Consider the following 14,651-nt stretch of genomic DNA (forward strand, 5'->3'; position numbering starts at 1 on the left):
TTTCATCTCCCACATAACTTTCTTACTAATTTGAAGCAGCTTCAGTAGATGCTTCATTTAAAAATTCTTCTATTTTTTTACCATCTTGTAATTCTTTTATTTTTTTATTTAATAATTCTATAAAGTCTTTGTTGTTATCAGCTTTTTTGATTGCTGCTGCCATACCTTCTGTTACATCTTTACCAACTTCAGTATTTGCCATTTTTATTCCATCATATTTTTTAACATTTATTAAAGAAACTGCCTCATTAGTAACAACTGCATCTATGTTTCCATTTTTTAATTCTGTAATTAAATCAGGTATTGCTTTTAAAGATTTTGTAGTTGTCATTTTTAGAGTGTTAACTACATATTCTTCTTGAATGCTTCCTGCCTGTACCCCTACTCTAAGTTTTTTCAAATCGTCTTCAGTTTTTACTTTGTCTATATCTGCATCTTTAACTATAACTGCATTTCTACTTAAATAATATAATTCTGAGAAATCAACACTCTTTTCTCTTTCTGGTGTTGGAGACATCCCTGCAAGAACCATATCAACTTGGTCTGCATTTAAAGCACCTATTAATCCATCAAATGACATATCTTTAATTTCAACCTTTACACCAAGTTCTTTTGCAAATTCTTCAGCCAACATTACATCGAATCCTTTTATTGAATCTTTACCATCTACTACTTTATGAAATTCAAATGGTGGGAATTCTGCACTAGTACCGACAACTAATTTTCCACTTTCCTTTATTTGCTCTAATTTTGTTTTTTCTTCTCCACCACTACATCCTACTAGCGATAATGTTAATCCTAATACTAATCCTAAACTTAATAATTTTTTAAATACTTTCATTTTAACTACCCCTCTCTTTTAATTATAATTTTCCCTCAAATTTTTAATACTTTAATGTTTCGAGTTACAAAAAAAGTCCCTCAGTCTTTAATGACTAAGAGACGACTTTACCGCGTTACCACTCTTATTGATAAATACTTATACAACCTTCAAAATTTGTGAATTTTAGCCTTTATAGCTACAGGGATATTTTAATTTTAAAATCAAAAAAGTCCCTTAGCTTTACAGCTAAGAGACGAATTATATCCGCGTTACCACTCTTTTTGATAAGTAAGTACTTATCCTCTCAATCCCTTAAGGCGGGCAAACCAATTATCATACTAACTAAAACTTCTGATAATTTCCTCCAGAGCTCTCTTCACATAGACTTCATTGCTAGGCTTACACCAACCCCTAACTCGCTGTAAATCCATATATGCTACTTTCTCTATCACTGGATTTGTTTCCTTAAATTGTTAATACAATTGTACTTCCTTCTAATATTTTTGTCAATAAGTTTTTTATTTTTTTAATAATTTTATTTTCTAAAATTTAGATATTGTATTACATGCTTGTTGATATTATCCATATATTTATAAATAATGTATTTCTTATTTATTTCTGTTCTTTAGGTAATTACAAATAATATACTTCTTATTTGTTTCTATTTCTTAAATGTTTATAAATAATATTTTTCTTTTTATTTCCATTATTTAAATACTTATAAATAATATTTTTCTTTTTCATTTTCATTGCTTAAATACTTATAAATAATATATCTTATATTTATTAAATTTTATATACTAAGTTAAATAATATGGATTATATTCTTCAATAAACAAGTTTTCAAATCTAAAGTTCGCTCTCTATCTTTAAACTTTATCGTAAACATGTTTCCATCTTTTTTGATTATTTCGCCTTCGTGAAATTTTTTATGGTATACCTTATCACCAACACCAATACTATCAATTTCTTTTTTAGTTGGAGATTTTATATCATTGATAAACAATGATTTATCAACTTTTTTACCATATTTATTTAAAGTAGAACTTATACATAGTTTTTCTTCAGCTCTTGTAATAGCTACATACATAAGTCTTCTTTCTTCTTCTAATTGTTCCTCTTTTTTTTCTTCCTTACAAATATCATATGATTTTTCATGAGGTATTGTTCCTTCATTTGCACCTATAATATAGACATTCCTAAATTCTAATCCTTTTGCACTATGCATAGTTGTAAATATAACACCATCAGTCTGTTTATTCTTGTTATTTTCCATTAACTCAATCTTTACTCTCTCAATATGGTCTAAAAACTCTGTCACTGTATTGAAATTTGTAGCAGAGCTCTCAAGTTCGTTTAATATCTCTACAAGCCCATTAGTCTTTATCTTTCTATTGCTACAGTAATCCAAGACATATCTATCATAGTCAAGACTAGTTCTAATATAAGATATTGCATTTTTAGGATTTAAAGTATTCAAATAGCTCAAGTCTATCTCCAAATCTGTTATTGTTTTAACTTGTTTGGGATGAAGGTTACATTTGTTTATTAGTGCTGTTACAAAATCTTTTTCATCTTTAACCATATTTACATTATCTTTAGATATATATCTAAATGGCTTATTTATAATTCTTAACCAATCTTTATTTGATTTTGGATTAATACCTATTCTTAAATATGCTAGTATATCCTGACTTGCCCAATGGTCATATATTGTAATTACTGAATCTTTTACTACAAATGGAATTCTCATATCCATAAATACATCTACTAAGGCTCTTGACTGTATATTAGTTCTATAAATTACTGCAAAATCTGAATACTCTACATAATCCTTTTTTATTTCGTCAATTATTTCCTTGGCAATATGTAAAGCTTCTTCCTCTGAATCATATGGAGAAATATAACTCACAATGCCTCCCTTACCTTGACTACATTTAATAACTTTTTCATATCTATTTCTATTTTTTTCTATAAGCCTGTTTGCAGTATTTACTATTTCACTTTTAGACCTATAATTTACATCCAGCACTATTTTTTTAGTATTATTAAAATATTTTTCAAATTCAAGCAAAAAATCTGGTCTAGCTCCTCTAAAACCATATATACTTTGGTCTTCGTCTCCAACCGCAAATATGTTGTTTAGTGGATTACAAATTAACTTTAAAACCTCAAATTGCACTTTATTTATATCTTGGAATTCATCTATCAATATATATTTATATACATTCCTAACCATTTCTAAGGCGGATTTATTATTCAAAAGCAAATAATAAGTCTTTATAAGCATATCATCAAAATCAATCTTATTAACTTTTGATTTTTGCTCTTCATATAAATTATATACTTTTAAAAACTCATCTTTTGTCAACACTTCTGAGCTAAATTCATTCTTATCCATAAGTTCATTTTTTACATAAGATATTTCATTTATAACTTGACCTATATTTTCATCATCATCTGCATTTTCTATATTTAGACTTTTTAATATTGCCTTTATTGTTATCCTCTTTGACTTTTCATCAAATATGCTATCTAAATTGTACCTTTCAAAATACCTCAAAATCTTAAAAAACACAGAATGAAAAGTGCCATATGTTACCTTATTGAGTCTTATATCATCACTTAAACTCAATGCTCTATTTTTCATTTCTACTGAGGATGCTTTGGTAAAACTTATCGCCAATATTCTTGCTGGTGCTATATTTTTGTTTACTACCATATTAGCTATTCTATATGTAATTACCCTAGTCTTACCTGAACCAGGCCCTGCAAGTATCATGCAAGGCCCATCTATATGTTCAACTGCTTCTAGTTGATTTTCATTTAACTGTCTTATATCTATATTTGTTGTGATTATTACATCCACCACCTTAATTTATAATCATCCTATTTTCTTTTTTAATTATAAACTAAAAGTATCCTAAAAATACATTTAATTTTTCTTCTATTAAACTATATCATCTCTATTTTCATAACATATCTTGAGTTCCTGTTTAATTTTATCACTTATATCTTGAGGAACAAATTCTGGTTTACCAATGTAATATCCTTGAATATAATCTATTCCAATAGCTACTAATGCTTCCATTTCACTTTTGGTTTCTACACCTTCTGCTATAACTTTAATATTTCTTTCTTTAGAATATGAAATAAGGTTTTTTAGTATTTTTCTTCTATCTTCATCTTTGTCAATACCTCTTACAATAGACATATCAATCTTCACATAATTTGGCATTATGTACAGTAGTACAGCATCGCCATTGTAACCTGTTCCAAAATCATCTAAAGCAATTTCTATATTCCACTGATTTATATACACTTTCTTTTTGTCAATAAAATCTTCACTAATCTTATCATTCTCTGTTATTTCTAGCACTACCCTATTTAGATAATTACCATATAAATCTTCTATTTCTTCAAAATCAACTTTTGATAAATTATTATTTGGTATAGAGTTTAAGAACAATTTACACACTCCAAACTGTTCCCTATATCTCTTAAAAGATTTAAGTGCTTTGAACCATGTGATACGTTCGATTTGATATAACTTAGACTGTGAACGAGCCAATCTAATAACATCCATTGGAGAACTAAAAGTTTCCATTTTGGGTCTCATAAGTGCTTCATATGCAAATACTTCACCTTTACAATCCACAATAGGCTGAAATGCATATTCAACCAATTGACCATCAATTAATTTATTTAACTCTTCTCTATTATGCAACAAGAATGAATCTTTATTATATATATTGACATCAAATTCACTTACTTCACCTTTAATTGTATTTTTAATTTGATACATAGCAAAATCTGCATATTTCATTAGTTCATCATAGTTAGTTGAATCGCTAGGATACCAAGAAATCCCTGCTGATGCTCTTATTTTAAATTCTGTCCCATCATGAAGCTTTAATAAAGTATTATTCATCTGTGTCTTAACTGAGTTAATAATAGTTCTTATGCTATCTTTACTTTCATACCCATATATGAATACATAAAACTCATCCCCTGAAAGTCTAGAAACTATACCATTCCATGATATAAACTTTTTAAGTATATCTGCTGCACATCTAATATATTCATCACCAGCATCATGACCATAGGTATCATTAATATATTTTAAATTATCTAAATCCCACATTATAAATGCAGCTATTTTAATCTCTTCTTTATTTTCAAATTTTTCTCGTACTTGTGAATAAAAAGCTCTCCTATTTAGAAGATTTGTTAAAATATCAAAATCTCTTTCATACTCAATTTTCATTTTCTCAATAAACTCTTTTGTAACATCAACAACAACACCTAATATCTTTAAGTCATCTTCAACAATATTTAATCTTATCCACTTAGAAGTTTTATCTTTAGATTCAAATTTATATATGTATATATTTTCTGTCTTATAATTTTTCTGTAAATATGTATCCATTTCATTCATTTTTTTCATAAATTTACTTTTTGATATATATCCATATTCTTGAAATTCATCATCCGTAGTAAATATACTAAAAAATCCTTTTGTACAAAAAACATTATCTCCATTTTTATATAATTCAAAAGCTCCAATTGGCATATCTGCAATTTCAATAATTTGTGATAATTTTGATGAGGAATCTGCAACATTTGCACTAAGTAGCTCTATAGCTGAAGATAATTCATCTATTTCAGATATGTTTATTTTATCAAGATTTACTGGTTTTGATGGATTACTATTTCTAACTTTATTAACCAAAAGAACAATTGGTTTTGTAAACAATCTCGAAGCAATATAAATACCTATAAGCCCTATCACTAAGGAAACTGCAACAGACACTATTACCAAGGTTTCCACTCTTTTTGAAAAACACAATAAACTTTTTTCTTCAATAATTCCCAAAAGAGCCCAACGCTCATTTTCAAATGGAGTATTGGAATTGTATAAATCTAAATATTGTACACTAGCATAAGTACTTTCTTTAATTTTACCATCATCTTCATTTTTAACTTTATATACATTTTTATAAGATTCTTTTTGCTCAAGGTTCGAATGTAAACCATCCCAAAATTTGTCTTTAAATGTATAACCATTCGAAACAACATTTTCAAATGCCAAATCATCATTTCTATCTACGCCTAAAATATAATTACCTTTTTTATTCTCATTTATCTCCCCATATGGAAGCAACTCTCTTAAATAATTTATACCTAAATCTATTCCAAGTACTCCATATACAGTTCCATCTTCATAAATAAGAGGAACTGAATATGTTATAACTCTATCGCCTTCATTTGTTAATAAGAACTGACTTCCCCAGTATCCTAAATTAGAACTTGATGTATTTGGATTATCAATTGCAGCTCTAAATGGTTTATAAAAGAAATTATCTCCTTTTTCCTCATTTTCACTTTTAAAGGAAAACTTTGGAGCCCAATAACTATCCATAGATATTCCAAAACTTCTTGCTATCTCTGAGGAGCCTCTTTCAATTAGCAAATCAGAATTATCATTTGGGTTAAATTTAGGGTCTAGGTCTCTTATATACAATCCTGTCCTACTTATTTCATCTTTACTATTTATTGAATCATCTTCAATATCTTTGTTATTTAAAATTATGAAAGAACCTGTAACAGAATTTTTTCTCAAAAGATAGATTAAATCTTTTGATATATTTTTTATAATTTCTTTATTAATTTCTTCGTTTATACCCACATCTTTAATTGAGACATTATTTTCATCTAAAACCTTTTTTACAGATGAGTTAATAGCTAGTTCTGTCTCGCTTGTCTTTGACCATCTTTGTAACATCTCATTTTGTATATAATTTTTACGATTAATTACTCTTTCATTTAAAATATCAAATGAATTATCATTTAGTCTTTTAATAGTTCCTCCCCATAAAATTGTGGCACAAAATAAACTTGTTTGAATTAGCATAACAATAATTAGAGGAAATATCATCTTTTTCATTATTGAGTTATTCTTTTTTAGATTATTTTCCATATTTATTCCACCCATACCTTTGTGCATTTTGGTACACGTTGCCAATTCACCTACTCTTTTACAGCATTTTCAAGCTCAGTCTTAAAATTTAAAAACCATGCTGAAAAATTTTCATTATTATTAAATTGTGCTACTGCATTCTCTTTAGAGGTTCCATTTTTTATTAATTCATTTATTTTATTTAAATCTTCTTTAGCTTTATCAATCATTGAATACTCAAGGATTTGTCTGGCTTTTGTCCCACCATCAAATGCTTTATTAGTGTACAACTTACAACTATTAATCTGTTCAATAGATGAAACAATTGAACTTTCCACTTTACTTGATACCTTTAAATCGTCTTTATTCATAACATCCTTTATAACATCCAAATTATTTGTTTTTTTCTTTACTGGTAGGTATCCAGAAGCAATAGAGAATTTTACATTAGACTCTTTATCTGTAAACCATTTTAAAAATTCTACTGATGCATACTCTTCTTCTTTAGTAGATTTTGTTACAGCCATTCCTGCCCCTTGTTGTACAGCATATTTTTCTTTATCTTTAAAACGTGGAGCTTGAAAGACAGATGTCTCAATTTTATAACTCTCATTATCATTTAACATTACTTCATCTGGAAAATATGATGCTCCTGAGCTAGAGCCAACAAGAGCTAGTATATCTCCTGTTTTTGCATCATCAGAACGGAATTTACCATAAGATGCAAAATATCCATTTATATATGGGACATAAAAATTATCCCATAATTTTTTCATAACCTTTTCATCAAGATTCAGTGTAACTTTTCCATCTTTAACTGAAAAAATTTCTACTCCTAACTGCTTACTTCCTATAATAATATAATTTGCTAGAGCATCTCTTCCAAAAAATGCTTTACCATCATTAGGCTCTTTTGTTAAACTATCTGTCCATTCATAGTATTTCTTTGATGTCTCTACTAATCCTTCAATTGTTTGTATATCATTTATATTTGAATTTGTTGCTTTGGCAAACTTATCCCAATCTGTCTTATTTAACATCAAAATCTCAGTAGACTTTGCAATCGGAAAAAGCTTAAGTTCGTTATCAGAATTTAGTCTACCTTCATCTACATATTCTTCTATATACTCATTTAATTCATCCTTACTTATGTACTTATCAATATCTACTAGTAGTTCTAATTTATCCATTTCATATGCAGTATCTGAGTACGCTGCAAAAATATTTGGAACATCTTCAGAACCAACCTTTTTATTAGCAGAATCCAGCACCTTTTCAGATAAATCAACTACATTTCCCTGACTAAACGCTTCAACAATAATTCCTTTTTCAGCACCTACAGTGTCATTAAATTCCTTAACTAGCTTATCAAACGCCATTTTTTGCTGTCCATTATAATAATGCCAAATTTCTATTGATGTCGGATTTTCTGGATCTAGTTTATAACTCTCTTCCTTTTTCAAATCACACCCTGTAAGTAATAAAATAATCATTGATGTGATAATTAATTTTACAAATCCACTCCTATTCATAAAATCGACTCCTTCAAATGTATAAAATTTATTATAGCATTAAAACCGTAACTTAATTACTTATATTAATTATAAAATATTTACTGATATATTTAAATAGGACTAACAGTATATTTAAAAGCAACTAGAAAACAAATGATTACAAATATTGAAAATATACCTTTAGCATAATTCTTCTCTCTAAATGCACCAAATGATACCAAACCTTGTTGAATAGCCACTGTAATTACTAAAAGTGTCATTATTATATTAAGCTGAACTAACTTAAACAGATAAAGTAAAGAAAATATTACTAAAAGAACACATAATACAATACTAGATTTATTAATAATAGTAGTAATCTTATCTTCTTTTTTATGTTGTTTATTAGATTCTTTTAACTTCTCTTTATTTAAAGTTTCAACCTTTTTATTATACCTTGCCCTTGTTTTATCTTTATATTTTGTGTTTTTATTCTTATTACCCATTTATTTACTCACCTTTGATATCAATTTTAAAATTGAGTCCTTTCATAATTTAAATATTATATATTTAAGATACCATATATTTATCACAAAAAGGTAACTTACTAATCATCTATTTTTAATTTTCGCATAAAAAAGCTATCCCTTATTAGAAATAACTCTGTATTGAGATAGCTTATTTAACTATTTATTTTCTCCAACATTTTCTACATCATCGAACTTACTATCAACCAAGACTATATCAACTCTTCTGTTTTTTGATTTGCCATCTGGAGATGAATTGTCAGCTATTGGTCTAAATTCACCATATCCTACAGCAGACAACTTATTTGGTGCAATACCTGCACTATCAATAAGAAGTTGGACAACATTGGTTGCTCTCATAACTGATAAATCCCAATTAGATTTAAATTCAGAATTTTTTATAGATAGGTTATCTGTATGACCTTCTACTCTTATATAACTATTCATTTCATTTAACATCTTACCTATTTGAATAATCTTATCTCTAGAATCATTTATTATAACAGCTTTTCCAGTATCAAATAATATAGTATCTTTAAGGCTTATTACTAGCCCTCTATCTTGAGCTTTTAATGATACCGAATTTGCCAATCCACTTTCATTTAAATACTTTTGAATATTTTCACCAACTTCTTTAAACTCAGGATTTTGTAAACTATCTAGATTATTATTGTTTTGGTCAACTACTGGTTCTATTTTATTTTGTCCACCTTCAATAACTCCAGATGAACCACCAAATGCAGAACTTAGAGATTGAGATAATTGTTTATATTTCTCTGCATCAACATTACTCATAGAATACATTATGACAAAGAAAATCATAAGTAATGTTATGAGGTCTGAATAAGTTAAAAGCCATCGCTCATTATTTTCTTCTTTTTCGTCTTCATCATGTAACATAAATATTCCATCCTTTTATATTATTCAATTCTACCATCAGCTTCTCCAAGTTCAATTAATTCTTTTGAATTTAAAAATATCTTTAATTTTTCTGTCATTAAATTAGAATTATCTCCCTCAAGTATAGATAGTATCGCTTCTATCACTAAAAGTCTTTCATTAGTTTCTTGCTGATTTATAGCTTTAAGCTTTGATGCTATTGGTAACCAAATTAAATTGGCGGAACCAACACCGTATAAAGTAGCCAAAAACGCTACAGATATCTGAGGTCCAAGTGCATCTGGATTACTCGAAAGATTTCCTAAAATATGTACTAATCCCATAACTGTACCTATGATTCCCAGTGTAGGTGCATACCCTCCTGCTGAATCGAATATTGCTATTCCTTCTTTATGTCTTTTTGATGTTATTTGTATTTGAGATTCTAATATATTTCTTATTGTAGCTGCATCAACGCCGTCTACCATAAGTTCAAGACCTTTTCTAATAAATGGGTCCAATTCATCATTTTCGCTTATTTCTTTATCAATACTAAGAAGACCTTCTTTTCTGGCCTTGATTGCAATTTCTTTGAAATAAACTATGTTTTCTATATTGTTAGGCTTTTTATTTTTAAAAGCTAACAACATTATCTTTATGGACTTTTTGAATACAGGAAATGGTGTTGAAGCACCAACAGCCCCTATAGTTCCACCAAAAACAACAAGTGCTGATGAAAATACAAATAAGGCTCCAATGTGTCCCCCATCAATAACGAAAGCAACCACTAAAGATGCTATTCCCACTATAAAGAAAATTAAAGTTGTCATATATTACCTCCTTTCTTTAATTATGTCTGCTAGGTTGTTTTTATTAATAGACATTACAAAAAAGACTACCTTCAACAAGGATAGCCTTTGATAATTGGCGGAGAAGGAGGGATTCGAACCCTCGCACCGGTTACCCAGCCTAATCCCTTAGCAGGGGATCCTCTTGAGCCACTTGAGTACTTCTCCTTATTTCTATGCAATTAAATTATATAATAAAATTATATTTTAGTCAATTAATTTATGAAATTTAAGGTATTTTAAGTCATTAAATATCTATTTTCACTTTTTTACTTAAATGTAAGTTTGAAATATGGTAAAATTATCTTGCATAACGCTTATAATATTATTTACTAAATATACACACATTAACATATAGACATAAATCCTTAATTCATCATAAGTTATGCTTAAAACTAAAATAATATTAATCCAAGGAGGATTTTCCATGTTACCACAGGAAAGATATGAGAAGATTTTAAGTATTCTCGAATCAGATAATATAATTAAAATAAATGACATAGTCCAAATGTTTGATATATCAATAGAAACAGCACGAAGAGACCTAGCACATATGGAAAGTATTGGACTTTTAAAAAGAGTTTATGGTGGTGCTATACCAGTTATAGCAAGTAGCGTAGAACTTAACTATATTAAAAGAAAAAAAATAAATTCAAATGATAAAAAACAAATTGCTCTTAAATGTAGTGAATTTATAAATACAAATGACACTATTTTTATGGATACTGGAACTACTGTTCTTGAAGTTGCAAAAAGTTTAAAAGACAAAAAAAACTTAACTGTAATAACTAACTCAATTTTGGTTGCAAATGAACTTATGAATACTAATATAAAAGTATATGTACTTGGTGGATATCTTAGAGAAACTGAAGGTTCTTTTTCTGGACCACTTACATTAGCAGCCATTGAACAATTTAATGTTGATAAGGCAATTTTAGGTGCTGGAGGTATTACACTTGAAAATGGTATTTCTGACTATCACTTAGAAGAATCACTTGTTCGAAAAAAAATGATTGAAAGGTCTAGAAAGTCAATAGTAGTTGTTGAGCCACCTAAGTTTGGAATAAATTCATTTGCTTCTGTTGCTCCTATAGAGCATATAGATACTATTATTACATCTGCTAGTATAGACCACGACATAATTATAGAATTTTCTCAAAAAGGAATACCTTTAGTCATAGCTGATAATTAGCTTATATGATTGCTTTTTAGTTCCTTATAAAATATCATTGATTAAAGTTAAGGAGCCAAATAATTATTTATTTAGCTCCATTTATACCTAAACTATACAGTGTTTTTACTATGTCACTATGTCTTTTTTTATTTACCTTATTTTTTTAACTTAACTCTATTTTTTAATTTAGCTTAACGCTTACTTTAACATTAATTCTTTTATACAACCTCTTTTTTCATTTTACTACTTTGCTCTTCTTCTGCTGTTAAATCTTTTGTCATTACCATAGCAAGTGCAATCGCCAATACTCCACCAACTAACTTTCCAATTACAACAGGTGTAATCATCTCTGGCACTACTCCTGCTGTAAATCCTAGGTGATCACCTAGTGCTGCTGTTGCACAAACTAACCATGCTGTATTTACTACTTTTCCCTTTGGGCTCATGTCTTTCATCATTTTATACACTGGAATACTATTAGCTAAAGTGAAAACTAATCCAGCTGCACTTGTTGCATCCATACCTAATTTTCCACCTATTGCTGTAAGTGGTTTATTTAAAACTTTAACTAATAAATGTAGTATAGGAAAAGTACCCAATAATACTATTGCAATACTTCCAATTACTTGAATACCCTCTCTTATAGGTGTCATTCCTTTTATAAGTACTACCCCTGTTATTTCTTGAAATGCTGCTGCACCTAATCCTATTGTTATCAATATAGATATAATTTTTCCAAAAACTAAAGACCCATTTATCATAAGTGTTGAATTTACTTTCAGACCTATTGCTAATATTACTGCTAATATTATTACTGGCACCATATTTATAATCACCATTGATAAATTAAATCCTGCTATCATTCCTCCTACAATCCCTCCAAAAGGTATTGTTATTAATCCTATTAATAACCCTTTTGCAAAAAATGGTCTGTCTTCATACTCTATAAGGCCTAATCCTACTGGGATTGAAAATACAAGTGTACACCCAAGCATTGATGATACAACTAATCCTGCAAGCATCCCTGCTTCTTTATTGTGTGCAAGTTCCATCGCTAATGGATATCCTCCCATATCATTTGCTAATATGGTTGCAAACATAGATGGGTCTGCTCCACATAAATTGAATATTGGTATTATTACTGGTCCTAATACATTTGAGATAACTGGAGCTAAACAAACTATACCAACCATCCCTAAAGCTAGTGGACCCATTGAATTAAAACCTTCTTCGAATTGTTCACCAAGACCAAATTTATTTCCAATTATCCTATCTAATGCTCCTAAAAGCACCCCTACAGCCATTATATATAATATAACTTTATCAAAGGGCATATTTAATTCCTCCTATACATGTAAATACTATGTTGTACTTTAATTAGCACACATCTTTTTGGTATCGTTTTCCCAGTTCATAGCTCTTTTTACTGCTTGATTCCATCCAAGCAAAATTTCTTCTCTTTTTTGTTTTGTCATATTTGGAGTGTATTCTTTACTTATTGTAAACTCATTTCTAATTTCATCAATACTATTCCAAACACCACAGGAAAGACCTGCCATATATCCTACTCCAAGCACTGTTGTCTCAGGATTTTCTGCAATTTCAATTGGTATATCTAATATATCGGATTGAAACTGCATTGTAAAATTATTTTTTGTAATTCCACCATCCACTCTTAGCATTTTTATATCCTTTCCTGAAGCTAAATTCATAGAGTCAACAACATCTTTGACCTGAAGTGCAACAGATTCAAGAGTAGCTCTCACTATATGCTCTTTCTTAGTACTGCCTGTTATACCAACCATTGTACCTCTTGCATATTGGTCCCAATAAGGTGCTGCAATCCCTGCAAACGCTGGAACAAAATATACACCACCAGTACTTGGTATTGAGTTAGCCATATCATCAGTTTCTGAGTAATTTTTTATAACTCCAATTCCATCTCTAAGCCACTGTATTGCAGCACCTGCTATATATACTCCGCCATCATAAGCATATGTAATTTTGTCTCCTATTTTCCAAGCAACAGTTGTTAATATACCATTACCCGCTATTTTCAACTCTTCACCTATATTCATATATAAGAAACATCCTGTTCCATAAGTATTTTTAACCATACCTGGCTCAAAGCATCCATTTCCAAATAGAGCTGCTGGCTGGTCAACCATCGAAGCAGTAATTTTTATTGATACACCACAAAATGCCCCTTTGTCTGTAGTCCCAAAATCACCACTTGTAGGCATTATATCCGCTAAAATACTTCTAGGAACTCCTATAATATCAAGTAATTCTCTATCCCAATTCATATCTCTTATATTAAAAAGCATGGTTCTTGCTGCTGTAGAAACATCAGTTAAAAAAGACTTTCCTCCTGTCATTTTCCAAATTAACCAGCTATCTAATGTTCCAGCAAGTACTTCTCCATTTTTGATTTTTTCTTTTACACCTTTTACATTATCTATTATCCATTTAATTTTTGTCCCTGAAAAATAAGGGTCTATGATTAGTCCTGTTTTATCTATTATCTTATTTTCTAATCCTGGTATATTCTTTAAATTTTCAACATAATCATAGGTTCTTCTGCACTGCCATACAATTGCATTGTATAATGGCATACCTGTATTTTTATCCCATAGCATTACTGTTTCACCTTGATTATCTATACCTATTCCCTTTATATCACTTTCATCTATTCCACTTTTAAAAGCTTGTTGTAGTACATTATTACTTACAGTTTTTGTGTTATTCCAAATTTCTATAGGGTCATGTTCGACGTATCCAGATTGTGGATAGATTTGAGTATGCTCCATATAATCACTAAAAACAAACTCTGATTTTTCATTTATTAATACTGCTCTTGTTCCTGTTGTTCCTTGATCAATTGCTAATACATATTTCACTTTAAGCGTCCCCCTTTATTTTCAGAATTAATAGATTTTTTATTATTT

The 14,651-nt window shown here is 29.0% G+C and carries 10 protein-coding genes, 1 tRNA gene and 1 other annotated feature; of the genes, 1 reads left to right on the plus strand and 10 read right to left on the minus strand.

Annotated elements, in window-relative coordinates; genetic code table 11:
* Nucleotides 1–25: 25 nt before the first annotated feature.
* The 8 genes from IC214_RS02170 to IC214_RS02205 form a co-directional block, all read right to left on the minus strand.
* Nucleotides 26–841 carry a transporter substrate-binding domain-containing protein gene (locus IC214_RS02170; RefSeq protein ID WP_227831276.1) on the minus strand — a complete coding sequence of 272 codons (816 nt, stop codon included), beginning with the start codon at nt 839–841 and terminating at the stop codon, nt 26–28.
* 228 nt (nt 842–1,069) lie between these two features.
* Nucleotides 1,070–1,284 (minus strand) — a binding site (T-box leader).
* A gap of 344 nt (nt 1,285–1,628) precedes the next feature.
* Nucleotides 1,629–3,695 (minus strand): ATP-dependent helicase, encoded by a 2,067-nt coding sequence (locus tag IC214_RS02175; RefSeq protein WP_227824733.1) that lies wholly within the window; start codon nt 3,693–3,695, stop codon nt 1,629–1,631.
* Between the two features lie 78 nt (nt 3,696–3,773).
* Nucleotides 3,774–6,803, minus strand: a complete 3,030-nt coding sequence (locus IC214_RS02180; RefSeq protein WP_227824732.1) for an EAL domain-containing protein — start codon at nt 6,801–6,803, stop codon at nt 3,774–3,776.
* A 50-nt stretch (nt 6,804–6,853) separates the two neighbouring features.
* Nucleotides 6,854–8,314, minus strand: coding sequence for an extracellular solute-binding protein (locus tag IC214_RS02185; RefSeq protein ID WP_227866170.1), 1,461 nt, complete (start codon nt 8,312–8,314; stop codon nt 6,854–6,856).
* Nucleotides 8,315–8,406: 92 nt separating this feature from the next.
* Nucleotides 8,407–8,781 carry a hypothetical protein gene (locus tag IC214_RS02190; RefSeq protein WP_227433426.1) on the minus strand — a complete coding sequence of 125 codons (375 nt, stop codon included), beginning with the start codon at nt 8,779–8,781 and terminating at the stop codon, nt 8,407–8,409.
* Nucleotides 8,782–8,961: 180 nt separating this feature from the next.
* The gene (locus IC214_RS02195) at nt 8,962–9,702 is read right to left on the minus strand and encodes a flagellar motor protein MotB (RefSeq protein ID WP_227433427.1); all 741 of its coding nucleotides are present in this window, start codon (nt 9,700–9,702) and stop codon (nt 8,962–8,964) included.
* 20 nt (nt 9,703–9,722) lie between these two features.
* Nucleotides 9,723–10,511, minus strand: coding sequence for a flagellar motor protein (locus tag IC214_RS02200; protein WP_227433428.1), 789 nt, complete (start codon nt 10,509–10,511; stop codon nt 9,723–9,725).
* Between the two features lie 95 nt (nt 10,512–10,606).
* Nucleotides 10,607–10,697: transfer RNA gene (locus IC214_RS02205), tRNA-Ser, on the minus strand.
* A gap of 259 nt (nt 10,698–10,956) precedes the next feature.
* Here IC214_RS02205 and IC214_RS02210 point away from each other — a divergent pair.
* On the plus strand, nt 10,957–11,721 hold the full coding sequence (locus tag IC214_RS02210; protein WP_227433429.1) for a DeoR/GlpR family DNA-binding transcription regulator: 765 nt from the start codon (nt 10,957–10,959) through the stop codon (nt 11,719–11,721).
* Between the two features lie 200 nt (nt 11,722–11,921).
* On the opposite strand, the gene IC214_RS02215 is transcribed toward IC214_RS02210, so the two are convergent.
* Both IC214_RS02215 and glpK read right to left on the minus strand, forming a co-directional pair.
* Nucleotides 11,922–13,037, minus strand: coding sequence for an ethanolamine utilization protein EutH (locus IC214_RS02215; protein WP_227433430.1), 1,116 nt, complete (start codon nt 13,035–13,037; stop codon nt 11,922–11,924).
* A 39-nt stretch (nt 13,038–13,076) separates the two neighbouring features.
* Nucleotides 13,077–14,603 (minus strand): glycerol kinase GlpK, encoded by a 1,527-nt coding sequence (glpK, locus tag IC214_RS02220; RefSeq protein WP_227433431.1) that lies wholly within the window; start codon nt 14,601–14,603, stop codon nt 13,077–13,079.
* Nucleotides 14,604–14,651 lie beyond the last annotated feature (48 nt).

The sequence above is a fragment of the Clostridioides sp. ES-S-0190-01 genome (assembly GCF_020658275.1).
GTDB lineage: Bacteria > Bacillota > Clostridia > Peptostreptococcales > Peptostreptococcaceae > Clostridioides.

Coding starts and splice junctions, on each gene's coding strand:
- IC214_RS02170 (WP_227831276.1), bottom strand. CDS start 841: ATGAAAGTATTTAAAAAATTATTAAGTTTAGGATTAGTATTAGGATTA.
- IC214_RS02180 (WP_227824732.1), bottom strand. CDS start 6,803: ATGGAAAATAATCTAAAAAAGAATAACTCAATAATGAAAAAGATGATA.
- IC214_RS02185 (WP_227866170.1), bottom strand. CDS start 8,314: ATGAATAGGAGTGGATTTGTAAAATTAATTATCACATCAATGATTATT.
- IC214_RS02190 (WP_227433426.1), bottom strand. CDS start 8,781: ATGGGTAATAAGAATAAAAACACAAAATATAAAGATAAAACAAGGGCA.
- IC214_RS02195 (WP_227433427.1), bottom strand. CDS start 9,702: ATGTTACATGATGAAGACGAAAAAGAAGAAAATAATGAGCGATGGCTT.
- IC214_RS02200 (WP_227433428.1), bottom strand. CDS start 10,511: ATGACAACTTTAATTTTCTTTATAGTGGGAATAGCATCTTTAGTGGTT.
- IC214_RS02210 (WP_227433429.1), top strand. CDS start 10,957: ATGTTACCACAGGAAAGATATGAGAAGATTTTAAGTATTCTCGAATCA.
- IC214_RS02215 (WP_227433430.1), bottom strand. CDS start 13,037: ATGCCCTTTGATAAAGTTATATTATATATAATGGCTGTAGGGGTGCTT.